Genomic DNA, 20,622 nt, shown 5'->3' with positions numbered 1-20,622 from the left:
CCCGACGCCCGGCACGCCCGGCGGGGCACCGGCCGTCCCCCGTCCGGCCGCGCACGCTAAGCGCTTGCTCAGTGGCAAGGGTAGGGTGTGGCACCGGTACGGAGGGAAGGGCTGGGCATGAGCGCGGTGGAGCGGGGCCCCGAGGGGCCCGACGAGGCTGTGGGCGAGGGCGCCGACGGAGCGGGTGGTGAGCCGGACGACGCGTCCTGGGCCGAGGTGACGCCGGATGCGGCCCGCAGGCTGCTGGTGGCCGCCGTCGACGCCTTCGCCGAACGCGGCTACCACGCCACGACCACCCGCGACATCGCCGGGCGCGCGGGGATGAGCCCCGCCGCCCTCTACATCCACTACAAGACCAAGGAGGAGCTGCTCCACCGGATCAGCCGCATCGGCCACGACCGGGCGCTGAAGATGATGCGGGACGCGGCCGACAGCGAGGGCACGGCGGCCGAGCGGCTGGACCGCGCCGTCCGCTCCTTCGTCGGCTGGCACGCCCTGCGCCACACCACGGCCCGCGTCGTCCAGTACGAACTGGACGCGCTCGGGCCCGAGCACCGCACCGAGATCATCGAACTGCGCCGGGGCACCGACGCGGCGGTCCGCGAGATGATCGCCGACGGTGTGCGGGACGGCGAGTTCGAGGTGGCCGACATCCCGGGCACCGCCCTGGCGGTGCTCTCCCTCTGCATCGACGTGGCCCGCTGGTTCAAGCCCGGTGGCACCCGCACCGCCGAGGAGATCGGCGCACTCTACGCCCACCTGGTCCTGCGGATGGTCGGCGCAGGCGGGAAGTGAGTCCCCGCGCGGCCCGGGGTGCCCCGGGCCGCGAACGAGCGGGCGGCGGGGTTCAGAGGTAGTAGCGGACGACCGCCTCGGCGACGCAGACCGGCTTGTCGCCGCCCTCGCGCTCCACGGTGAAGACGGTGGTGACCTGCACGCCGCCGGTGACCTCGCCCACCTCCTCGATCCGCGCGGTGGCGCGCAGCCGCGAGCCGACCGGGACGGGGGCGGGGAAACGGACCTTGTTCACGCCGTAGTTGACGCCCATCCGCACGCCTTCGACCGTGATCAGCTGCGGGCCGAAGACGGGCAGCAGCGACAGCGTCAGGTACCCGTGCGCGATGGTGGTGCCGAACGGGCCCTCCTTCGCCTGCTCGGGATCGACGTGAATCCACTGGTGGTCGCCGGTCGCCTCGGCGAACCGGTCGATCCGCTTCTGCTCGATCTCCAGCCAGTCGGTGTGGCCCAGCTGCTCGCCGACGGCCGCGCGCAGCTCGCCGACCGATGTGAAGATCCTCGGTTCTGCCATGTCCCGACCTCTCTCATCAACATGTCTAAGCGCTTGCTCAGCATGGACCGGCCGTATCCGGCTGTCAATGAACCGCCCGCCGCTGCCCGGGGCCGGTGCCGGGCCCGTCCGCGGACCCAGCGTTCATCCGAGCCGCGTAGGGTCGGCGGGTGCCGCAGATTCCGCAGAAGATCCATGAGCTCACCGTCGGCCAGCTCTCCGCGCGCAGCGGGGCCGCCGTCTCCGCCCTGCACTTCTACGAGGCCAAGGGGCTCATCTCCAGCCGCCGCACCTCGGGCAACCAGCGCCGCTACCACCGCGACACGCTCCGCCGGGTCGCCTTCGTCCGCGCCGCCCAGCGCGTCGGCATCCCGCTGGCCACCATCCGCGAGGCTCTCGCCGCACTTCCCGAGGAGCGCACCCCCACCCATGAGGACTGGGCCCGCCTCTCCGAGGCGTGGCGCGCCGAACTCGACGAGCGCATCAACCAGTTGCACCGCCTGCGGGACCACCTCTCCGGCTGCATCGGCTGCGGCTGTCTCTCCCTGGAGACCTGTGTCCTGTCCAACCCGGACGACGCCGTGGGGGCGTCGCTGACGGGATCGCGGCTCATGGGGGCGCGGCGGAAGGCGTAGGGCACGGCTGGTGGTCGACCCTCTCGCCCGGCCTGGCGGGTCAGGGTGCTTCCCCCGTCGGAGCGGATGCCCGCCGTCCGGTCGCCATGCCCTGAGTGCCGCTCAACTGCGCCCTGGGCAAGGGGAGTTGGGATGCCGGCCGACGGTGGCGCGGCCCGGGAGGCCATTCCTCCGACGGGCGGGCGAGGGGCGGGGGTTCCCAGCCGGACGGGCGGTGCGCGCCCCTCGCCGCGCGCCCCGAGGCGTACCCGCGTGCCCAGGTGGCGCGTGGGGCGGCGCGGGTACACAAGGAGCGAGACGCCGATTCCTGAGGGAGGGAGAGCGATATGGCAGTGGCCGTCTGCTCGTTGAAGTGGGAAGCCGCCCGGACCGGAAGCCAACGCATCGTCTACGACAGCGACGGGTACCACCTGGTGCGCTTTCCGTACGAGGAGAGCGAGGAGTCGTACGACCCGTGGGGGATGCACGACCCGGGCAAGGCGTACCCCGACCCGGAGTCGGGGCTGATCGTGCCGAGCCACGACGGGTGGGGGACGCTCTCGGCGCTGGTGTTCTGGGCGCCGGACAGCCGGCCGGTGGAGTACCGGGCCCGGTTCGTGCGGGACCCGCTGGGGACCTCCACCGGGTACGACTCCACGGCGACCACCGATTCCGCGCCGACCGGGGGCAACCAGTTCCGGACGTACGTATGGCAGATGTTCGTCCGGAAGGACACCCCGCTCGGCCTGAAGGTCACCGCCAGGGCGGCGGGTGACGTGCCGGTGCCCGCGGCGCTGACGCTCGCCGAGTTCAAGCTGGCCGTACAGCCGGACGTGACGCTGCCCGGGTGAGGGGGCCGCCCGGCGGGGGCGCGGCCGGGGCCGGACCGCTCAGGCCGCCAGCAGGGGGGAGACGGCCTGGGCCAGGGCGCGGGGGGTGAGCAGTTCGCGCGGGACGCTGATCCCGCAGCGGGCGCAGTGCGGTTCGGGCCCCTCGCCCCAGGCGAAGCGGGGTGTGGCGCAGACCGGGCAGGCGGCGCCCGGCTCCCGGTCGAGGGCGTCGAGGAGGCGGCGCAGCACCTCGGCGAGGGGGAGGGAGGGGTGCAGGCGGGGGTTGTCGCACCAGGCGAGGGCGTAGCCGCTGCCGGTGCGGCGCTGCCAGGTGTCGACCCCGGCCGGGCGGCGCAGCCCGCCCTGCTTCTCGCGGCGTCTGCGGGCGGCGAAGCGCGCCTCGTGGGCCAGCCAGAGGTCCCGCGCCTCCTCCAGTTCGGCGAGGGCCGCCAGCAGCAGCGCGGGATCGGGGGAGCGGTCCTCGGGGCCGAAGCCGTGCCGGCGGCAGAGGTGGTCCCAGGTGGCCCGGTGGCCGTAGGGGGCGAATCTCTCCAGGCACTTGCGCAGGGAGTAGCGGCGCAGGGCCAGGTCGCAGCGGGGGTCGCGGACCTGTCTCGCCAGACTCCGGAAACCAGCCATGGTGGTGCACCTCCGTGATCGGAACGCCGGCTCCGCCCCCGGACCGCCGCCGTCCGGGGGGGGGCCGCCATGGAGGGGGCCCGGACGGAGCGCGGTCGGAGCGAGGTCGTTACAGGGACGTATGCGCCGCCGGAACGGCTCCATTCGTCCCGGCGCCGTCCCTTGCGCTCCGGCGGGGCCGAGGGGCGGTCCCCTGGCCGTCGGGGTCTGTGGGGATTCGGAGAAGGTGACGCATGTTCACCTTCAGCGCGCACCGTACCGGCGGTAACCTCCGGCTCACCATCGTCGGGAGGATCAGGTATGCGACGGCGCACCCCCAGATACGCCCCACGCACCTCACTGGCCGGCCGGGCGGTGGCCCTCGCGGCCACCGCTGTGCTCGCCCTCACCGCGGGGCTGCTCTCCCCGCCCCCACCGGCCGCCGCCGACGACCCGGCGCCGGTCGTCGACCACTGCGGCGAGACCTGCCACGACATCCTGCCGCCGGGCAACAACGGCAGCGCCACCCTCGTCGAGATCCTCGCCAACCGGGCGTTCGGCACCCAGCCCGAGCACGCCGACGACCAACTCGCCCCGTACGACGCGCTCGCCTCCGGGTACGGCTCGCTCACCGACGGCAAGCTCTCCGAGTTCTTCCACGACGCCTCCTTCGGCGTCCCCGAGGACCAGGTCGCCTCCGTCACCAGTCCCCGCGACGACGTGACGATCACCCGTGACAAGAAGACCGGCGTCCCGCACATCAAGGGCACCACCCGCTACGGCACCGAGTTCGGCGCCGGGTACGCGGCCGGCCAGGACCGGCTCTGGCTCATCGACCTCTTCCGGCACGTCGGCCGTGGAGAGCTGACCCCCTTCGCGGGCGGCGCGGAGGCCAACCAGAGCCTGGAGCAGCAGTTCTGGCCCCAGGCGCCGTACACCGAGGAGGACCTGGAGGCCCAGGTCGCCTACATCCGCGACCACGGCGGCGAACGCGGCAGGCAGGCGATGGCCGACGCCCAGGCGTACATCGACGGGCTCAACGCCTACCGCGTCAAGGCGAAGGAGGGCCGGACCTTCCCCGGCGAGTACGTGCTCACCGGCAAGATCGACGCGATCACCAACAACGGCGAGATCGAGCCGTTCACGCTGACCGACCTGATCGCCCTGGCCTCGGTGGTCGGCGGCCTCTTCGGCAACGGCGGCGGCGGTGAGGTCGAGGCCGCCCTCTCCCTCCTCGCCGCACAGCAGAAGTACGGCGTGGAGAAGGGCACCGAGATCTGGGAGGGGTTCCGCGGCCGCGAGGACCCCGAGACGGTGCTCACCGTCACCGACGGCACCTCCTTCCCGTACGCCGGCAAGCCGGAGAAGGCGCGCGGCCAGGCGCTGCCCGACGCCGGCTCGGCCACCCGCGAACAGGTCGTGTACGACCGCACCGGCTCGGCCGCGCGGAAGGACCCCGCCAAGGACCCGGTGAAGGCGCCCGCCGAGCTGGAACCCCTCCAGGGCATGTACGACGACGGCGTGCTCCCCGCCGACCTGTTCTCCAGCGACCGGGGCATGTCCAACGCGCTGGTGGTCTCCGGCGAGCACACCGCCTCCGGCCACCCGGTCGCCGTATTCGGCCCGCAGACCGGCTACTTCGCGCCGCAGCTGCTGATGATGCAGGAGCTCCAGGGCCCGGGCATCAGCGCCCGCGGCGTCTCCTTCGCCGGCGTCGGCATGTACGTCCAGCTCGGGCGCGGCCAGGACTACTCCTGGAGCGCGACCTCCGCCGGCCAGGACATCACCGACACCTACGCCGTCGAACTCTGCTCCCCTGACGGTTCGAAGCCCGGCGAGGACGCCGTCCACTACCGCTTCCGGGGCGAGTGCCTGCCGATGGAGAAGCTGGAGAAGACCAACGCCTGGAAGCCCAGCCTCGCCGACTCCACCGCCAAGGGCTCCTACCGCCTCCAGGTGTACCGGACCGAGCTCGGCATCGTCACCCACCGCGCCACCGTCGACGGCACCCCCGTCGCCTACACCCAGCTGCGCTCCACCTACGGGCACGAGGCCGACTCCATCATCGGCTTCCAGATGCTCAACGACCCCGGCCACGTCACCGACGCCGCCTCCTTCCAGGAGGCCGCCCAGCACATCAACTACGCCTTCAACTGGTTCTACGCCGACTCGCGCGACACCGCGTACTACAACAGCGGCGGCAACCCGGTCCGCGCCGAGGGCGTCGACGCGGCCCTGCCGGTGCGCGGCGAGCCCGCGTACGAGTGGCGGAACTACGACCCGGCCACCCACACCTCCGACCAGACCCCGCCCGCCGAGCACCCGCGGTCGGTCAACCAGGACTACTACATCTCCTGGAACAACAAGCAGGCCAAGGGGTACTCCGCCGCCAACTTCAGCCACGGCGCGGTGCACCGGGGCGACCTGCTCGACGGCCGGGTGAAGAAGCTGGTCGAGGCCGGTTCGGTCACCCGCGCCTCGCTCACCCGCGCCATGGCCGAGGCCGGGGTCACCGACCTGCGCGGCGAGCAGGTGCTGCCCGAGCTGCTGAAGGTCCTCGGCGGCGGTGACAGCCCCGAGACCACCCAGGCGGTCCAGCAGCTGCGGGCCTGGCAGGCGGCCGGGGCGCAGCGCAACCAGGGTTCCGCGGGCTCGAAGGAGTACGCCCACGCCGATGCCGTCCGCATCATGGACGCCTGGTGGCCGAAGCTGGTGCGGGCCTCCTTCGAACCGGGCCTCGGTGAGGAGCTGTACACCGCCCTCACCGGCCAACTCACCGTCGACGAGGCCCCGTCCGCCGGCCACGGCCCGACCGGCTCGCACGCCGGGTCGGCCTTCCAGAACGGCTGGTGGGGCTATGTCGACAAGGATCTGCGCCGGGTCCTCGGCGAGCCCGTGGAAGGCGGCCCCGGTGTCGCCTACTGCGGCGACGGCGACCGCGACGCCTGCCGCCGGGTGCTGCTGACCACCCTCGCCGAGGCCGCCGCGACCCCGGCCGAGGAGGTCTACCCCGGTGACGACACCTGCGCCGCCGGCGACCAGTGGTGCGCCGACAGCATCGTGCAGCGCGCCGTCGGCGGCCTCACCCACAAGAACATCCAGTGGCAGAACCGCCCGACCTACCAGCAGGTGGTGGAGTTCCCGAGCCACCGCTGACCACGGTGCGCGACGGCGGCACCCCCGGCACACCCGGTGCCGGGGGTGCCGCCGTCGCGCACGACTCGCGCCCCGCTCAGCGGTACAGCAGGTACGTCCGCCGCGTCCGCCGGAACTCCGCCAGCCCGGCGCGCCAGCCCGCCACCACCTCGTCGGTGCCCGCCCCCGCGTCGATCATGGTGCGGACCTGGGTGGAGCCGGTGAGCTTGTCGATCCAGTGGTCCTCGCGCCAGGCGAAGCCCGGCCAGACCTGCCGCGCCGTCACCAGCAGCCCGATCCCGGTCCGGACCGGGTCGAAGACCTTCCGGTCGTGGACGTGCACCTGCACCCCGCCGACGGTCACCCCCGCGAACTTGGAGAAGACCGGCGCGAAGTACGCCTCGCGGAAGTGCACGCCCGGAAGGCGCAGCGCGCCGGCGGCGGACGCCCAGGCGTGGTCGATGCCCTCGGCGCCGATCAGCTCGAACGGGCGGGTGGTGCCGCGTCCCTCGGAGAGGTTGGTGCCTTCGAAGAGGCAGGTGCCCGCGTAGACCACCGCGGTCTCGGGGGTCGGCATGTTGGGGCTGGGCGGCACCCACGGCAGCCCCGAGGCGTCGTAGAAGTCGTCCCGGCGCCACCCGGTCATGCGTACCGTCTCCAGCTCGACGGGCCGGGCCAGGAACTCCCCGTTGAAGAGCCCCGCGAGTTCGGCCACGGTCATCCCGTGCGCCTGCGCGATGGGCTCGCGTCCGACGAAGGTGGCGAACTCCTTGTGCAGCACCGGTCCGAGCGCCTCGCGGCCGGTCAGCGGGTTGGGCCGGTCCAGCACCACGAACCGCTTGCCCGCGAGCGCGGCGGCCTCCATGCAGTCGTACAGCGTCCAGATGTAGGTGTAGAAGCGGGCGCCCGCGTCCTGGATGTCGAAGACGACGGTGTCCACGCCCGACTCGGTGAAGACGTCGGCGAGCTTCTGCCCCGAGGTCTGGTACGTGTCGTAGACCGGCAGCCCCGTCACCGGGTCGTCGTAGCGGCCCTCGGAGCCGCCGGCCTGCGCGGTACCGCGGAAGCCGTGTTCGGGGCCGAAGACGGCGCGCAGGTCGACGCGGCGGTCGGCGTGCATCACGTCGACGATGTGCCGCAGCTCCCGGGTGACACCGGTCGGGTTGGTCACCACGCCGACCTTCTGCCCGGCCAGCACCCGGTAGCCGCCGTCCGCCAGCTGTTCGAAGCCGGTGCGCAGTCCACGGCCGCCCCCGCCCGGCGGACCGCCCCGGGCCAGGGCCGGGGCGGCGGCGGTGGCCGTCAGGGCCCCGGCGGCCGTGGTGGCGGCGAGCAGACTGCGTCGGGACAGGGTCATGCGCGGACCTCCGCGGTGGAGAGGGCTGTCATGTGCACGCACGCTAACGCGCCGAGCGCTCCCAGGGAACGAACCCGCGCCGGACGATCGCGTTCCGCATGATCGGCCGGCCTTCAGACGCCCCCGGCCGGTCCGCCCTCCGTGAAGGCGCCGGCGGCCCCCGCCAGCGCCGCGACCCGCGCCGCACGGCGGGGCAGGTGCGGATCGGGGGCCCCGCCGAGGAGCAGGAGCTGGTGGTACAGGGGGGCGGTGGCCGCGACGAGCAGGGGGCGCGGTGCGGTGCCCCGGGGGAGGTCGCCGCGCGCGAGGGCCCGGTCGACCACCACCTCGCAGCGCGCGTACCGCTCGTCCCAGAGGCGCCGCTGCGCCTCGGCGGCCTGCGGGGAGCGGAACGAGGCGGCGATCAGCGCCGGGACGACCGGTGGCCGCGCGGTCAGGGCGTCGTGGATCTCGTCGTTCAGTCCGGTCAGGTCGTCCTCCAGCGAGCCGGTGTCCGGTGGCGCCCAGTCGTCCGCGCCCGCCGCGTCGAGCACGTCGGCGAGCAGCCCGCCGACGTCCCGCCAGCGCCGGTACACCGTGGTGCGGTGCACACCCGCGCGGGCGGCTACGGCCTCCACCGTGAGCCCGTCGTACCCGTGCGCGCCCAGCTCGGCGAGGACCGCGTCGAGCACCTGGCGGCGCGTGCGGGCCGTGCGGCCCCCGGGGCGGGGGCGTGGCGCCGGCGGGGTCTTCGGTCCGGAGGTCGGGGGAGTCACCGTCGTGTACCGCTCCTTGTCGATATCCGTTGCGCGGGCGTCATCGCTGTGGCAGCATCTTAATGCATCAGTTGTCGCACTAGTGGAGTGGTCGATGTTCCCGCGAAGCGTTCCCCCGGCTGTCCGGCCCCTGAAGGCCGCCCCGTCCTCGAACGTTTCGGAGAACCCGTATGCCCGTACAGATCACCGCACTCGACGTCAGCAAGTCCTTCGACGGCCGTCCCGTCCTCGACTCGGTCACCTGCTCCCTCGGCGCGGGTGAGCGCACCGGGATCATCGGCGAGAACGGCTCCGGCAAGACCACCCTGCTGCGCCTGTTCGCCGGGGTGGAGCGCCCCGACCGGGGCGAGATCGTCGTCCAGGCGGCGGGCGGCGTCGGCCACCTCGCCCAGGAGGAGCGGCTGCCCGAGGCGATGACCGTCCAGCAGGTCCTCGACCGGGGCCTCGCCGAGCTGCGCGCCGTCGAACGGCGCCTGCGCCACCTGGAGGCCGCGATGGCCGGCGGCGACGAGTCCGGCATGGCCGAGTACGGCGACCTGCTGACCGTCTTCGAGCTGCGCGGCGGCTACGACGCCGACGCCCGCGCCGAGCGCGCCCTGCGCGGCCTCGGCCTGCGCCTGGCCGACCGCGCGCGCCCGGTCGGCACGCTCTCCGGCGGCGAACAGGTCAGGCTGCGGATGGCCGCCCTGCTGGCGGGTGCCCCGGAGATCCTGCTGCTGGACGAGCCCACCAACCACCTCGACGCCGCCGCCCTGCACTGGCTGGAGGACCACCTGCGCACCCGGCGCGGCACCACGGTCGCCGTCTCCCACGACCGGGACTTCCTCGAACGCGTCGCCACCGGCCTGCTGGAGGTGGACGCCGACCGGCGCCGCGTCGTCCGCTTCGGCGGCGGCTACGCGGGCCACCTCGCCGAGAAGGCCGCCGCCCGGCGGCGCTGGGCCCAGGAGTACGAACAGTGGCGCACCGAGGCCGGCCGGCTCCGCGAGGCCGCCGCGACCACCGCCCGGCAGGTCGCCCCGGGCCGCCCGATGAAGGACGGCAACAAGCTGGCCTACGACCGGGCGGGCGGGCGCGTGCAGCAGTCCCTGGCCAGCAGGGTGCGCAATGCCGAGGAACGCCTGCGCCGCCTGCTCGCCGACCCGGTCCCGCCGCCCCCCGAGCCCCTGCGCTTCACCCCGGTGCTGCGGACCGGCCGCCTTCAGGGCGCTCTCCTGGAGGCGTCCGGCGCCGAGGTCCCGGGCCGGCTCGACCGCACCGACCTGACCCTCGCGGCCGGCGAGCGCCTGCTGGTCACCGGGGCGAACGGCGCGGGCAAGTCCACTCTTCTCCAGGTCCTCGCCGGAGAGCTGACCCCCGGCTCCGGGACCGTCACGCGGCGCGGCCGGGTCGGCCACCTCGCCCAGGAGCCCCCGCCGGGCGACCCGGACCGGACCGTCCTGGCCGCCTTCGCCCGGGACCTGCCGGGCGTGCCGGGCGACCACACCGAACACCTCCTGTCCCTCGGCCTGTTCACCCGCGAGCAGCTCGCCGTGCCGGTGGGGCGCCTGTCCACCGGGCAGCGCCGGCGCCTGGCCCTCGCCCGGCTGCTCGGCAGGCCCGCTGACGTCCTGCTGCTGGACGAGCCCACCAACCACCTCTCGCCCGCCCTGGCCGAAGAGGTCGAGGCCGCACTCGACGGCTACGAGGGCGCCCTCGTCGTCGTCAGCCACGACCGCCGCCTGTGCCGCCGCTGGCGAGGCGCCCGCCTCGCCCTCGACGCCCCGGCCCCGGCAGTCGCCGCGCACGGAAACCCGTAACGCCCGCCCCGAGACCGGAAGGACGCCTCGCCCATGCCCCCGTTCCCCACTCCCGCCGACCCGACCGTGCTGCACCCGATGCCCGAACAGCCGCGCGTGGTGCTCCTGAAGCCCCTCGTCACCTCCCCGCTCATCGAGGTCGGCGAGTTCTCCTACTACGACGACCCCGACGACCCGACCGCCTTCGAGACCCGCAACGTCCTCTACCACTACGGCCCGGAGAAGCTGGTCATCGGAAAGTTCTGCGCGCTGGGGGAGGGGGTGCGCTTCCTCATGAACGGCGCCAACCACCGCATGGACGGCCCCTCCACCTTCCCGTTCCCGATCATGGGCGGCTCCTGGGCCGAGGACATGGACCTCATCACCGACCTGCCCGTCCGCAGCGACACCGTCGTCGGCCACGACGTCTGGATCGGCTACGGCGCGACGATCATGCCCGGCGTCCGCATCGGCCACGGCGCGATCATCGCCTCCGGCTCCGTGGTCACCGACGACATCCCCGACTACGCCATCGCCGGAGGCAACCCCGCCCGCGTCATCCGCCACCGCTACGACGAGCAGGACACCGCCCGCCTCCTCGCCCTCGCCTGGTGGGACTGGCCCCTCGACCACATCACCACCCACCTCCGCACCCTCATGTCCGGCACCATCGACACCCTCGAGAAGTCAGCCCCGCCCCGGCCCTGACATCCGGTCGGAGACCTACGGCCCGGCCGGTTCACGAGGCCATCGGTGACATCCGGGAGCAACCGGCTCCCACCCCTCGGCCCGAACGGCCACCCCCGTGCCCGGGCCCCCGGAAGGCCCGGGCACCCCCCTTCCCAAGGGCATACCGACTGGTTAGTCTGCCCAAGCCGGCCGTAGGCAACTCGCTGATTGGGAGCCACGTGGACACCTCCTCCGTGCAGGGAACGGGAATCGTCGTCACCGGAGCCGCAGGCGGCATCGGCGCGGCCCTCGCCGAGCGCTTCGTCCGCGAAGGCGCCCGGGTCGTCGTCAACGACGTCGACGAGCGCCGCACGAGAGAAGCGGCCGAGCGGATCGGCGCCATCCCCGTCTGGGGCGACGCCTCCGCGGTGGTGGAGGCCGCCCGCGACGCCCTCGGCGGCACCGTCGACACCTGGTGCGCCAACGCGGGCCTGACCTCGCCCGGCGCCGAGGACGCCGACGAGGAGATCTGGGCCGCCGCCTGGGACGTCAACGTCATGGCCCACGTCCGCGCCGCCCGCGCCCTGCTCCCCGCCTGGCTGGAGCGCGGCCGGGGCCGCTTCGTCTCCACGGTCTCCGCCGCGGGCCTGCTCACCATGATCGGCGCGGCCCCGTACAGCGTCTCCAAGCACGGCGCGTACGCCTTCGCCGAATGGCTCTCGCTGACCTACCGCCACCGCGGCCTCAAGGTCCATGCCATCTGCCCGCAGGGTGTGCGCACCGACATGCTCGCCGCCGCCGGGTCCGCCGGCGACCTGGTCCTCGCCCCCACGGCCATCGCCCCCGAGGCCGTCGCCGACGCCCTCCTCGCGGGCATCGCCGAGGACCGCTTCCTCATCCTTCCGCACCCCGAGGTCGCCGGGTACTACGCGGCCCGCGCCAAGGACCCCGAGCGCTGGCTCGGCTCCATGAACCACCTGCAACAGACCTGGGAGGGGACAGGCCGATGACGGCCGCCGTCCGCCACGGCCGCGACGCCGGCCCCGCCGAGCCGGTCACCCGCTGCGAGGAGCGGCTCGCGGCGTACAGGCACCCCCGCGAGGTCCGGGTCCTGCCGGAGCCGCCGAAGACGCCCAGTGGGAAGATCCTCCGGCGGGAACCGCGTTCACCCAGTGGCGCCGGTCCCGGCGTACCGTGACGGAAGGCCGCGCCCGGAGCGCGGCGACGACAAGGAAGGTGGCGGCGCAGTGCCCCAGAACACGCCCGGAAACCCGGAGGGCGACGGCACGCCCGTACCCCGGCGGCTGCTGGCCGCCGCCACCCGCCTCTTCGCCGACCAGGGCTACGACCGGACCTCCGTCCAGGAGATCGTCGAGGCCGCCGGCGTCACCAAGGGCGCCCTCTACCACTACTTCGGCTCCAAGGAGGACCTCCTCCAGGAGGTCTACGCCCGGCTGCTGAGGCTCCAGCAGGAACGCCTCGACATGTACGCCGACTCCCGGGAGCCCGTCGAGGAGCGGCTGCGTGCCGCCGCCGCCGACGTCGTCGTCACCACCATCGAGAACCTCGACGACGCCTCCATCTTCTTCCGCTCCATGCACCAGCTGAGCCCGGAGAAGAACAAGCAGGTCCGGGCGGAGCGGCGGCGCTACCACGAACGGTTCCGCGCCCTGGTCGAGGAGGGCCAGCGGACCGGGGTCTTCACCACCTCCGTCCCCGCCGACCTGGTGGTCGACTACCACTTCGGCTCCGTCCACCACCTCTCCACCTGGTACCGCCCCGACGGGCCGCTCACCCCGCGGCAGGTCGCCACCCACCTCGCCGACCTGCTCCTGCGCGCCCTCACCCACCCGGGCACCTGACCCGCGCCCCGCGCGAAGGCCCCTTGTCCCAAGCTGGGGACAAGGGGCCTTCGCCGTCGTCAGGTCAGCGGTACTTCTTCAGCTCCCGGCGGGCCAGGGAGCGCTGGTGCACCTCGTCGGGGCCGTCGGCCAGCCGCAGGGTGCGGGCCGCCGCCCACAGCTCGGCCAGCGGGAAGTCCTGGCTCACCCCGCCCGCGCCGTGCAGCTGCACCGCCCGGTCGATGATGTCGACCACCGCGCGCGGCGTCGCGATCTTGATGGCCTGGATCTCCGTGTGCGCGCCCCGGTTGCCGACGGTGTCCATCAGCCAGGCGGTCTTCAGCACCAGCAGCCGCAGCTGCTCCACGGTCACCCGGGCGTCCGCGATCCAGTTGTGCACCACGCCCTGCGCGGCCAGCGGCTTGCCGAACGCCTCCCGCTCCACCGCCCGGCGGCACATCAGCTCGATCGCCCGTTCGGCCATGCCGATCAGCCGCATGCAGTGGTGGATGCGGCCGGGCCCGAGCCGGGCCTGCGCGATGGCGAAGCCGCCGCCCTCCTCGCCGACCAGGTGGGCGGCCGGGACACGGACCTGGTCGAAGACGACCTCGGCGTGGCCGCCGTGGTAGTGGTCCTCGTAGCCGTAGACCCGCATCGCCCGCCTCACCGTGACGCCCGGGGTGTCGCGCGGGACCAGGACCATCGACTGCTGGCGGCGGATGTCCGCACCGTCCGGGTCGGTCTTGCCCATGACGATGAAGATCTTGCAGTCGGGGTTCATCGCCCCGGAGATGTACCACTTGCGGCCGGTGACCACGTACGCGTCGCCGTCCCGCTCGATCCGGGTGGTGATGTTGGTGGCGTCCGAGGAGGCCACCTCCGGCTCCGTCATCGCGAAGGCCGACCGGATCTCCCCGGTGAGCAGCGGCTCCAGCCACTCCTTGCGCTGCGCCTCGTCGGCGAACTCGGCCAGCAGCTCCATGTTGCCGGTGTCCGGCGCCGCGCAGTTCAGGGCGGTCGGGGCCAGCTGCGGGGAGCGGCCGGTGATCTCGGCGAGCGGGGCGTACTGGAGGTTGGTGAGCCCGGCGCCGTAGCGCTGGTCGGGGAGGAAGAGGTTCCACAGGCCCTGCCGCTTCGCCTCCGCCTTCAGTTCGGCGACCACCGGCGGCTCGTCCCACGCGGAGGCGAGCCGGGCCCGCTGCTCGTCGGCGACGGGCTCGGCCGGGTACACGTGCTCGTCCATGAAGGCGAGCAGCCGGGTGCGGAGTTCCTCGGTGCGCGCGTCGTAGGCGAAGTCCATGGTCAGCCTTCCTGGAGGGTGGTGAGACCGTGCTCGATGAAGACGGGGACGAGCTCCCCGATGCGGTCGAAGCCCGCGCCGACGGTCTGGCCGAGCGTCCAGCGGTAGTGGATGCCTTCGAGGATCACGGCGAGCTTGAACCAGGCGAAGGCGGTGTACCAGGAGACCGCGCCGGTGTCCCGGCCCGAGTGCTCGGCGTACCGGGCGACCAGTTCGGCGGGGGAGGGGTGCCCCGGCGCCCCGGCGGTGGTGCCGATGGGGGAGTCCGGCAGCTGGAGCGGGGTGCTGTACATGACCAGCAGGCCCAGATCGGTCAGCGGGTCGCCGAGCGTGGACATCTCCCAGTCCAGGACGGCCCGGATACGGTCGTCCGGGCCGATCAGGGCGTTGTCGAGCCGGAAGTCGCCGTGCACCACGGTGGCCGGGCCGGAGGCCGGCAGAGCCTCGCCGAGCGCGGCGTGCAGCGCGTCGATGCCGGGCAGGTCGCGGTTGCGGGAGGCGTCGAGCTGCTTGCCCCAGCGGCGCAGCTGGCGGCCGAGGAAGCCCTCGGGCCGCCCGAAGTCGGCGAGGCCCACCGTGCCCGGGTCGACGGCGTGCAGGTCGACCAGGGTGTCGACCAGACCGAGGACCGCCTCCCGGGTCCGCTGCTCGCCGAGCGCGGCCAGCTCCTCCCGGGAGCGGTACGGCGTGCCCTCGACGAACTCCATGACGTAGAACGGCGCCCCCAGCACCTCGGTGTCCTCGCAGAGCAGGACGGTGCCGGGCACCGGGACCGGGGTGTCGCGGAGCGCGCTGATCACCCGGTGCTCGCGTGCCATGTCGTGGGCGGTGGCCAGGACATGGCCCAGCGGCGGCCGGCGCACCACCCACCGGGAGGTGCCGTCGGTGACCGCGTAGGTGAGGTTGGAGCGGCCGCCCTCGATGAGTGCTCCGGTCAGCGGCCCCGCGACCAGCCCGGGCCGCTCCGCGTCCAGGTACGCGCGCAGCCGGACCAGGTCCAGGCCGCGCGGGGAGGCGGGGGCGCCGCCCTCCCGCGGTACGGGGGTCTCCGGTCGCTCTGCGCTCATCACGGCTCCTGGATGCTGCGGTACAAGGTCGACCCCCCATGATGCCGACCAGTCGGTATGCCGTCCAGGGGTGGAACAGGACGTGATCCGCATCGCCTCCCCGCGCACTCTTCCCCGGTGGCGCCCCCGCCTTCCGGCCGCCGAGTCCCGCAGGGGGAGAACTCGCCCGACCGGCCGGGGAGGCAGCCCGTGCAGGGGATCGGCTACAGCGCCGTCGGCGGACCGGAAGTGCTGGAGCACCCCGGTTCGCAGGGCAGGACGGTGATCACCGTCGACCGGGAGTGAGCGGGGATCGCGTCAGGCCGCGGAGGCCACCAGGACCCCGGCCGCCACCGCGAGCCCGGCCGCGCAGCACACCGCGCCCGCCGCGACCGGCCCCGGCAGGGCCGCGGGCCGTGCCGGGGCGAGGGCGCGGATGCGCCGGTGCGCCAGGGCCACGAAGGCGACCCACAGCAGGCAGCAGGCGGCGAGCGCCGACACACTCGCGGCGCCGCCGGACCGGTGCAGGGCGGCCCGGGCGGCGAGTACCGCGACGACCGTGCAGGAGAGCGTGGTCCGCCGCCAGGCGAGCCGGGTCCGCTCCGGCTGCAGCCCGGGGTCCCGCCCGGCGGGCGCACTCACCCGGCCCAGCCGAAGACCACGGCCACCACCATGGCCAGAGCCACCACCGCGACCAGCAGACTCAGCACCGCAGGGAAGCGGGAGACGGGCAGGTCCTCGCCGCGCCGCATGGCCCGCTCGCACCGCACCCAGTGGTGGACGGCGCGCAGCGCGCACAGCACCCCCGAGGCGAGCAGCCCGAGGGCCAGCGCGATCCGCCATCCCTCCTGGAGCCCGGGCAGGAACTGGTCCACGGCGAAGCCGCCCGCGATCAGTGCCAGGGAGGTCCGCAGCCAGGCCAGGAAGGTCCGCTCGTTGGCGAGGGAGAAGCGGTAGTCGGGGGTGTCGCCCTCCTCGGAGATCCGGGCCGGTGACCACCACAGCCTGAGGTCCTGCCGCAGGCTCACCGGTCCTCCCGCTCGCGGGCGGCCAGCAGCTTCCAGGCGGCCAGCCCGTCCGGCACCCACGGCCACGCGGACAGCCGGGCCGCCAGCTCCTCGTCGGTGAGGAAGGCGTACCAGGCCACCTCGGAGGCCTGCGGGTCCACGGGCAGCTCGCACCGCACCTCGTAGACCCGCGACCACCACGAGCCGTGGCCGTCGGGGTCCTCGTAGAGGAAGGAGAAGAGCCCGGTGGGCGCCGGCAGGCCGCTGACGCCCAGCTCCTCCTCGGCCTCCCGGAGCGCCGCCGCGTCGTACTCCTCCCCGGCACCGACGACACCGCCGACGAACAGGTCGTAGCGGGAGGGGTACAGGAGCTTGGTGGCGGTGCGGCGGTGGACGAAGGTGCGGCCCTCCGCGTCGCGGGCGCGGACGAAGACGCACCGGTGCCTGAGCCCCCGGGCGTAGACCTCACCGCGCCGGGCCGTCCCGGTGACCCGGTCCTCGGCGTCCACCACGTCCAGCAGTTCCTCGGCGGGGTCCTCGTAGGGCGCGCTCTGCATGCACCCCATGTAACACCCCGCTCACCGGCCCGGGCAGGTCAGGGGCGGGGTGTCGGCCGGGGGAGCGGTCACCGGCCTCGCCCGACGACGCCCGGCTCGCCTTCCGGGGAGGTGACGGCGCTCCGGGTGTTGACGCCCGCACCTGCGCCGCACAAGATCTGACCCACCGGTAACCGCAGGGAACGAGGACGTGGACATGGCCTACGACGCAGACGTCATCGTGATCGGCGCCGGGCTCGCCGGGCTCGCCGCCACGGCCGAACTCGTCGACGCGGGGCGCAAGGTGATCCTGCTGGACCAGGAGCCCGAGCAGTCCATCGGCGGCCAGGCCCACTGGTCCTTCGGTGGTCTCTTCCTCGTCGACTCGCCCGAACAGCGCCGCCTGCGCATCAAGGACAGCCACGCCCTCGCCCTCCAGGACTGGATGGGCACCGCCGGCTTCGACCGCGCCGAGGACCACTGGGCGCGCCGCTGGGCCGAGGCGTACGTCGACTTCGCCGCCGGCGAGAAGCGGGCCTGGCTGCGCGGTCAGGGGGTCCGGTTCTTCCCCGTCGTCGGCTGGGCCGAGCGCGGCGGCTACGGCGCGGACGGGCACGGCAACTCCGTCCCGCGCTTCCACATCACCTGGGGCACCGGGCCCGGCCTGGTCGCGCCCTTCGAACGCCGGGTCCGCGAGGGCGTCGCCCGCGGCCTGGTCGAACTGCGGTTCCGGCACCGGGTGACCGGGCTCGGCCGCAGCGCGGGCAGCGTCGACACCGTGACCGGCGAGGTGCTGGAGCCCTCCCCGGCCGACCGGGGGCGGGCCAGCGGCCGTGAGGTCGCGGGCGTCTTCGAACTGCGCGCCCAGGCCGTGGTCGTCACCTCCGGCGGCATCGGCGGCAACCACGACCTGGTCCGCCGCAACTGGCCGAAGCGGCTCGGCACCCCGCCGAAGAAGCTGCTCTCCGGCGTCCCCGCGCACGTCGACGGCCTGATGCTGGACGTGGCGGCCGCGGCCGGCGGCCACCTCGTCAACGGCGACCGCATGTGGCACTACACCGAGGGCATCGAGAACTGGAACCCCCTCTGGGCGCGGCACGGCATCCGCATCCTGCCCGGCCCCTCCTCGATCTGGCTCGACGCCACCGGCAACCGGCTGCCCGTCCCGCTCTTCCCCGGCTTCGACACCCTCGGGACCCTCGAACACATCATGCGGACCGGGTACGAGCACACCTGGTTCGTCCTCAACCAGCGGATCATCGGCAAGGAGTTCACCCTCTCCGGCTCCGAGCAGAACCCCGACCTCACCGGGCGCTCGGTGCGCGGCGTCCTCCAGCGTGCCCGCGCCGACGTGCCCGCGCCCGTCAAGGCGTTCATGGACCAGGGCGTCGACTTCGTGGTCGAGCGGGAGCTGCCCGCCCTGGTACGCGGGATGAACGCGCTCACCGACGAACCCCTGATCGACGAGGCGGCGCTGCACCGCACCCTCACCGCCCGCGACCGCGAGATCACCAACCCCTTCAGCAAGGACTCCCAGGTCACCGCCATCCGCGGCGCCCGCGCCTACCTCGGCGACCGCCTCATCCGGGCCGCCGCCCCGCACGCCGTCCTCGACCCGGCGGCCGGGCCCCTGATCGCCGTGCGCCTCAACATCCTCACCCGCAAGTCCCTCGGCGGCCTCCAGACCGACCTCTCCTCCCGCGTCCTGACCGAGGCCGGGGCGCCCCTGCCCGGGGTCTACGCGGCCGGCGAGGCCGCCGGCTTCGGCGGCGGCGGGGTCCACGGCTACCGCTCCCTGGAAGGCACCTTCCTCGGCGGCTGCCTCTTCTCCGGCCGCACCGCCGGCCGGGCGGCCGCCCGGGCGACCGCCTGACCCGGGCCCGGGCGCCGGCGCCGGCCGGACGCGAAAACGGCTGCGCTCCGCACACCGGCGGATGACATGCTGAGCCGATGGACGCCCCGATCCCCATCGACCTCGACACGTGGCCGCGCCGACAGCACTTCGCGCACTACCGCCGGCGGGTCCCGTGCACGTACGCGATCACCGTGGAGCTGGACGTCACCGCGTTCGGCGCGGCCTTGCGCCGGTCGCCGCGGAAGTCCTACCTCGCGCAGGTCTGGGCCCTGGCCACGGTCGTCAACCGCCACGACGAGTTCAGGATGTGCCTCACCGCCTCGGGCGAGCCGGCCGTCTGGCCCGTCGTGCACCCCGCCTTCACGGTGTTCAACCCCGAGCGTGAGACGTTCGCCTGCGTATGGGCGCCGTACGACTCCGACTTCGGGACGTTCCACGACGCGGCGGCCCCGCTGCTCGCGGAGCACGGCGGCGCCACCGACCTCTTCCCGCAGGGGGAGCTGCCGCCCAACGCCTTCGACGTGTCGAGCCTGCCGTGGACCTCCTTCACCGGGTTCAACCTCGACATCCGCGACGGCTGGGACCACCTCGCTCCGATCTTCACCCTGGGCCGTTACACGGAACGCGACGGCCGCCTCCTCCTCCCGCTCTCCGTGCAGATCCACCACGCCGCCGCCGACGGCTTCCACACGGCCCGCCTCGTCGACGAACTCCGGTCCCTCCTGGCCGACCCGACCTGGCTGAACGCCGACGCGCCCGCACCCGGGGCGTCCCCGGACTCCGGGCGGGCCTGACCGGTCCAGCGAGGGCGGCGCATCGAGGCCGGGCGGCGTCCGAAGGCCCAGGCCACAGGGGCGACAAGCCCAACGGCGGTTCAGCGCAAGGGGGTTGACCCCCGCTATGGGCCCGGGTGGGCCTTGACTCGGTGGGTACCGGCCCGCTTGACTGCGTGTGATCAGTCGCTCGCACGTCGTGTCGTGAAGGACCCTCGCGGTGCCCCCACCCCCGCCTCCGTTCGGCCGTGCCCGCAAGCGGGCCGCCACCCCCCTCGACCCCGCACTCGGCGACACCGAGCTGATCACCGCCCGCACGGCCCTCACCCAGGGCCGCTGGAGCGCCGTCCGCGAACTCCTGGCTCTCACGGGCACCGACTGGGACCTGCGAGGCCACCGCCTCACCGTGCTCGCCGGCACGCAGGGGGCCGCCGCCTGGGGGGAGGAGTGGCGGATCGCCGAGCCGGACAGCCCGGACGCCGCCGCCCTCATCGGCTGCGCCACCGTCGCCCGTGCCCTGGGCGACCGCCGGTACTGCCCCGAGGCCACCGACGCCTGCCACCGGGCCGCCGCCCTGGCCCCCGAGGACCCGACCCCCTGGCTGGCCCTGCTCCTGCTGGCCCGCAGGCGCGGTACCGAGGACGAAGTGGTCCGCCTCTTCGACGCGGTGCGCGTACGCCACCAGGACCACCACATGGCTCATCACCTGATGGCCGCCCGCCTCGCCGAGCGCCACCCCGAGGCGGGCCGCGACCCGCTCCACGAGGTCTACGACTTCGCCGCCTGGTCCGCCGAACAGGCCTCCCCCGACTCCCCGCTCGCCGTGCTGCCGGTGGTCGCTCATGCCGAGCGCTACCGGGTGCTGGCCGCCGCCGGCAGCGAACCCCCGGACCCCGCCGCCTCCGGCCACTGGCGCTCCCGCCGTGCCCGCCAGGTGCTGCGCACCGCCTTCGACTGGTGGCTGGAGTGGGAGGAGCGCCTGGACCGGGGCCGTCTTCGCACCGACCTCAACTACCTGGCCCACGCCAAGTTCTGCGAGGGACGTCCCGCCGAGGCGGCCGCCCTCTTCCACCGCATCGGCCCGCACGCCACCCGCGCCCCGTGGGCCTACCCGGACCGCGACCCGTACGACGCCTTCCACGCCGCCCGCAGCGCCGCCCTGGGCGCCACCTGAGCCGTCGCCGGGTCCCGCACCCCACCCCGCCCGTCCACCCCGAGAG

20 protein-coding genes are annotated in these 20,622 nt (G+C 74.0%); 11 read left to right on the top strand and 9 right to left on the bottom strand.

The window, feature by feature from the left end; genetic code table 11:
* The first annotated feature begins 117 nt into the window (after positions 1-117).
* The gene (locus ACSLIC_RS03680; RefSeq protein ID WP_436736222.1) at positions 118-795 is read left to right on the top strand and encodes a TetR/AcrR family transcriptional regulator; all 678 of its coding nucleotides are present in this window, start codon (positions 118-120) and stop codon (positions 793-795) included.
* Between the two features lie 52 nt (positions 796-847).
* Here ACSLIC_RS03680 and ACSLIC_RS03675 read toward each other — a convergent pair whose 3' ends face one another.
* Positions 848-1,309, bottom strand: coding sequence for a MaoC family dehydratase (locus ACSLIC_RS03675; RefSeq protein ID WP_436736221.1), 462 nt, complete (start codon positions 1,307-1,309; stop codon positions 848-850).
* 149 nt (positions 1,310-1,458) lie between these two features.
* Between ACSLIC_RS03675 and soxR the strand changes: the two genes are divergently transcribed.
* On the top strand, positions 1,459-1,923 hold the full coding sequence (gene soxR / locus ACSLIC_RS03670; RefSeq protein ID WP_436736220.1) for a redox-sensitive transcriptional activator SoxR: 465 nt from the start codon (positions 1,459-1,461) through the stop codon (positions 1,921-1,923).
* 326 nt (positions 1,924-2,249) lie between these two features.
* Positions 2,250-2,753, top strand: coding sequence for a hypothetical protein (locus ACSLIC_RS03665; protein WP_436736219.1), 504 nt, complete (start codon positions 2,250-2,252; stop codon positions 2,751-2,753).
* A gap of 39 nt (positions 2,754-2,792) precedes the next feature.
* Here the strand turns inward: ACSLIC_RS03665 and ACSLIC_RS03660 are convergent, their stop codons facing one another.
* Positions 2,793-3,371, bottom strand: a complete 579-nt coding sequence (locus ACSLIC_RS03660) for a hypothetical protein (RefSeq protein WP_436736218.1) — start codon at positions 3,369-3,371, stop codon at positions 2,793-2,795.
* Positions 3,372-3,671: 300 nt separating this feature from the next.
* Here ACSLIC_RS03660 and ACSLIC_RS03655 point away from each other — a divergent pair, with 300 nt between their 5' ends.
* Positions 3,672-6,506: a penicillin acylase family protein gene (locus ACSLIC_RS03655; RefSeq protein WP_436736217.1), complete on the top strand. Its 2,835-nt coding sequence runs from the start codon at positions 3,672-3,674 to the stop codon at positions 6,504-6,506.
* A 76-nt stretch (positions 6,507-6,582) separates the two neighbouring features.
* On the opposite strand, the gene ACSLIC_RS03650 is transcribed toward ACSLIC_RS03655, so the two are convergent.
* Together ACSLIC_RS03650 and ACSLIC_RS03645 are read right to left on the bottom strand one after the other, a co-directional pair.
* The gene (locus ACSLIC_RS03650; RefSeq protein ID WP_436736216.1) at positions 6,583-7,842 is read right to left on the bottom strand and encodes an exo-beta-N-acetylmuramidase NamZ family protein; all 1,260 of its coding nucleotides are present in this window, start codon (positions 7,840-7,842) and stop codon (positions 6,583-6,585) included.
* Positions 7,843-7,955: 113 nt separating this feature from the next.
* The gene (locus ACSLIC_RS03645) at positions 7,956-8,597 is read right to left on the bottom strand and encodes a TetR/AcrR family transcriptional regulator (RefSeq protein ID WP_436736215.1); all 642 of its coding nucleotides are present in this window, start codon (positions 8,595-8,597) and stop codon (positions 7,956-7,958) included.
* Between the two features lie 170 nt (positions 8,598-8,767).
* On the opposite strand from ACSLIC_RS03645, the gene abc-f reads away from it, so the two are divergent.
* The 4 genes from abc-f to ACSLIC_RS03625 all read left to right on the top strand — a co-directional run bounded on the left by abc-f (position 8,768) and on the right by ACSLIC_RS03625 (position 12,906).
* Positions 8,768-10,396 (top strand): ribosomal protection-like ABC-F family protein, encoded by a 1,629-nt coding sequence (abc-f, locus tag ACSLIC_RS03640; protein ID WP_436736214.1) that lies wholly within the window; start codon positions 8,768-8,770, stop codon positions 10,394-10,396.
* A gap of 33 nt (positions 10,397-10,429) precedes the next feature.
* Positions 10,430-11,083: a CatB-related O-acetyltransferase gene (locus ACSLIC_RS03635; protein WP_436736213.1), complete on the top strand. Its 654-nt coding sequence runs from the start codon at positions 10,430-10,432 to the stop codon at positions 11,081-11,083.
* Positions 11,084-11,283: 200 nt separating this feature from the next.
* Positions 11,284-12,054: an SDR family oxidoreductase gene (locus ACSLIC_RS03630; protein WP_436736212.1), complete on the top strand. Its 771-nt coding sequence runs from the start codon at positions 11,284-11,286 to the stop codon at positions 12,052-12,054.
* A 237-nt stretch (positions 12,055-12,291) separates the two neighbouring features.
* Complete coding sequence (locus tag ACSLIC_RS03625; protein WP_436736211.1) at positions 12,292-12,906, top strand: TetR/AcrR family transcriptional regulator; 615 nt, start codon at positions 12,292-12,294, stop codon at positions 12,904-12,906.
* 64 nt (positions 12,907-12,970) lie between these two features.
* Here ACSLIC_RS03625 and ACSLIC_RS03620 read toward each other — a convergent pair whose 3' ends face one another.
* The 5 genes from ACSLIC_RS03620 to ACSLIC_RS03600 form a co-directional block, all read right to left on the bottom strand.
* Entirely contained in the window at positions 12,971-14,185 is a 1,215-nt protein-coding gene (locus tag ACSLIC_RS03620) for an acyl-CoA dehydrogenase family protein (RefSeq protein WP_436736210.1), read from the bottom strand.
* 2 nt (positions 14,186-14,187) lie between these two features.
* The gene (locus ACSLIC_RS03615) at positions 14,188-15,252 is read right to left on the bottom strand and encodes a phosphotransferase family protein (RefSeq protein WP_436736209.1); all 1,065 of its coding nucleotides are present in this window, start codon (positions 15,250-15,252) and stop codon (positions 14,188-14,190) included.
* Between the two features lie 297 nt (positions 15,253-15,549).
* Positions 15,550-15,873 (bottom strand): DUF202 domain-containing protein, encoded by a 324-nt coding sequence (locus ACSLIC_RS03610; RefSeq protein WP_436736208.1) that lies wholly within the window; start codon positions 15,871-15,873, stop codon positions 15,550-15,552.
* Entirely contained in the window at positions 15,870-16,259 is a 390-nt protein-coding gene (locus ACSLIC_RS03605) for a YidH family protein (protein WP_436736207.1), read from the bottom strand. The genes ACSLIC_RS03610 and ACSLIC_RS03605 overlap by 4 nt, the downstream gene beginning before the upstream one ends.
* Positions 16,256-16,795, bottom strand: coding sequence for an NUDIX domain-containing protein (locus tag ACSLIC_RS03600; protein WP_436736206.1), 540 nt, complete (start codon positions 16,793-16,795; stop codon positions 16,256-16,258). Before ACSLIC_RS03600 ends, ACSLIC_RS03605 begins: the two co-directional genes overlap by 4 nt.
* A 196-nt stretch (positions 16,796-16,991) precedes the next feature.
* Here ACSLIC_RS03600 and ACSLIC_RS03595 point away from each other — a divergent pair, with 196 nt between their 5' ends.
* The 3 genes from ACSLIC_RS03595 to ACSLIC_RS03585 all read left to right on the top strand — a co-directional run bounded on the left by ACSLIC_RS03595 (position 16,992) and on the right by ACSLIC_RS03585 (position 20,576).
* The gene (locus tag ACSLIC_RS03595) at positions 16,992-18,647 is read left to right on the top strand and encodes an FAD-binding dehydrogenase (protein ID WP_436736205.1); all 1,656 of its coding nucleotides are present in this window, start codon (positions 16,992-16,994) and stop codon (positions 18,645-18,647) included.
* A 77-nt stretch (positions 18,648-18,724) separates the two neighbouring features.
* Positions 18,725-19,423: a type A chloramphenicol O-acetyltransferase gene (gene catA, locus ACSLIC_RS03590; protein ID WP_436736204.1), complete on the top strand. Its 699-nt coding sequence runs from the start codon at positions 18,725-18,727 to the stop codon at positions 19,421-19,423.
* Between the two features lie 199 nt (positions 19,424-19,622).
* A complete protein-coding gene (locus ACSLIC_RS03585) occupies positions 19,623-20,576 on the top strand; it encodes a hypothetical protein (protein WP_436736203.1) in 954 nt (317 codons plus the stop codon).
* Positions 20,577-20,622: the final 46 nt, after the last annotated feature.

Source organism: Streptomyces sp. BBFR102 (assembly GCF_051397025.1).
Taxonomy (GTDB): domain Bacteria; phylum Actinomycetota; class Actinomycetes; order Streptomycetales; family Streptomycetaceae; genus Streptomyces.
The sequence above is the reverse complement of the archived record's forward strand: the minus strand, read 5'-3'. Positions and strand labels throughout refer to the sequence as shown.

Bases quoted from the DNA above. Each gene is read 5' to 3' on its own strand.
- ACSLIC_RS03680 (WP_436736222.1), top strand. From the start codon at position 118: ATGAGCGCGGTGGAGCGGGGCCCCGAGGGGCCCGACGAGGCTGTGGGC.
- ACSLIC_RS03675 (WP_436736221.1), bottom strand. From the start codon at position 1,309: ATGGCAGAACCGAGGATCTTCACATCGGTCGGCGAGCTGCGCGCGGCC.
- ACSLIC_RS03665 (WP_436736219.1), top strand. From the start codon at position 2,250: ATGGCAGTGGCCGTCTGCTCGTTGAAGTGGGAAGCCGCCCGGACCGGA.
- ACSLIC_RS03660 (WP_436736218.1), bottom strand. From the start codon at position 3,371: ATGGCTGGTTTCCGGAGTCTGGCGAGACAGGTCCGCGACCCCCGCTGC.
- ACSLIC_RS03655 (WP_436736217.1), top strand. From the start codon at position 3,672: ATGCGACGGCGCACCCCCAGATACGCCCCACGCACCTCACTGGCCGGC.
- ACSLIC_RS03650 (WP_436736216.1), bottom strand. From the start codon at position 7,842: ATGACCCTGTCCCGACGCAGTCTGCTCGCCGCCACCACGGCCGCCGGG.
- abc-f (WP_436736214.1), top strand. From the start codon at position 8,768: ATGCCCGTACAGATCACCGCACTCGACGTCAGCAAGTCCTTCGACGGC.
- ACSLIC_RS03635 (WP_436736213.1), top strand. From the start codon at position 10,430: ATGCCCCCGTTCCCCACTCCCGCCGACCCGACCGTGCTGCACCCGATG.
- ACSLIC_RS03620 (WP_436736210.1), bottom strand. From the start codon at position 14,185: ATGGACTTCGCCTACGACGCGCGCACCGAGGAACTCCGCACCCGGCTG.
- ACSLIC_RS03615 (WP_436736209.1), bottom strand. From the start codon at position 15,252: ATGAGCGCAGAGCGACCGGAGACCCCCGTACCGCGGGAGGGCGGCGCC.
- ACSLIC_RS03600 (WP_436736206.1), bottom strand. From the start codon at position 16,795: ATGCAGAGCGCGCCCTACGAGGACCCCGCCGAGGAACTGCTGGACGTG.
- ACSLIC_RS03595 (WP_436736205.1), top strand. From the start codon at position 16,992: ATGGCCTACGACGCAGACGTCATCGTGATCGGCGCCGGGCTCGCCGGG.
- catA (WP_436736204.1), top strand. From the start codon at position 18,725: ATGGACGCCCCGATCCCCATCGACCTCGACACGTGGCCGCGCCGACAG.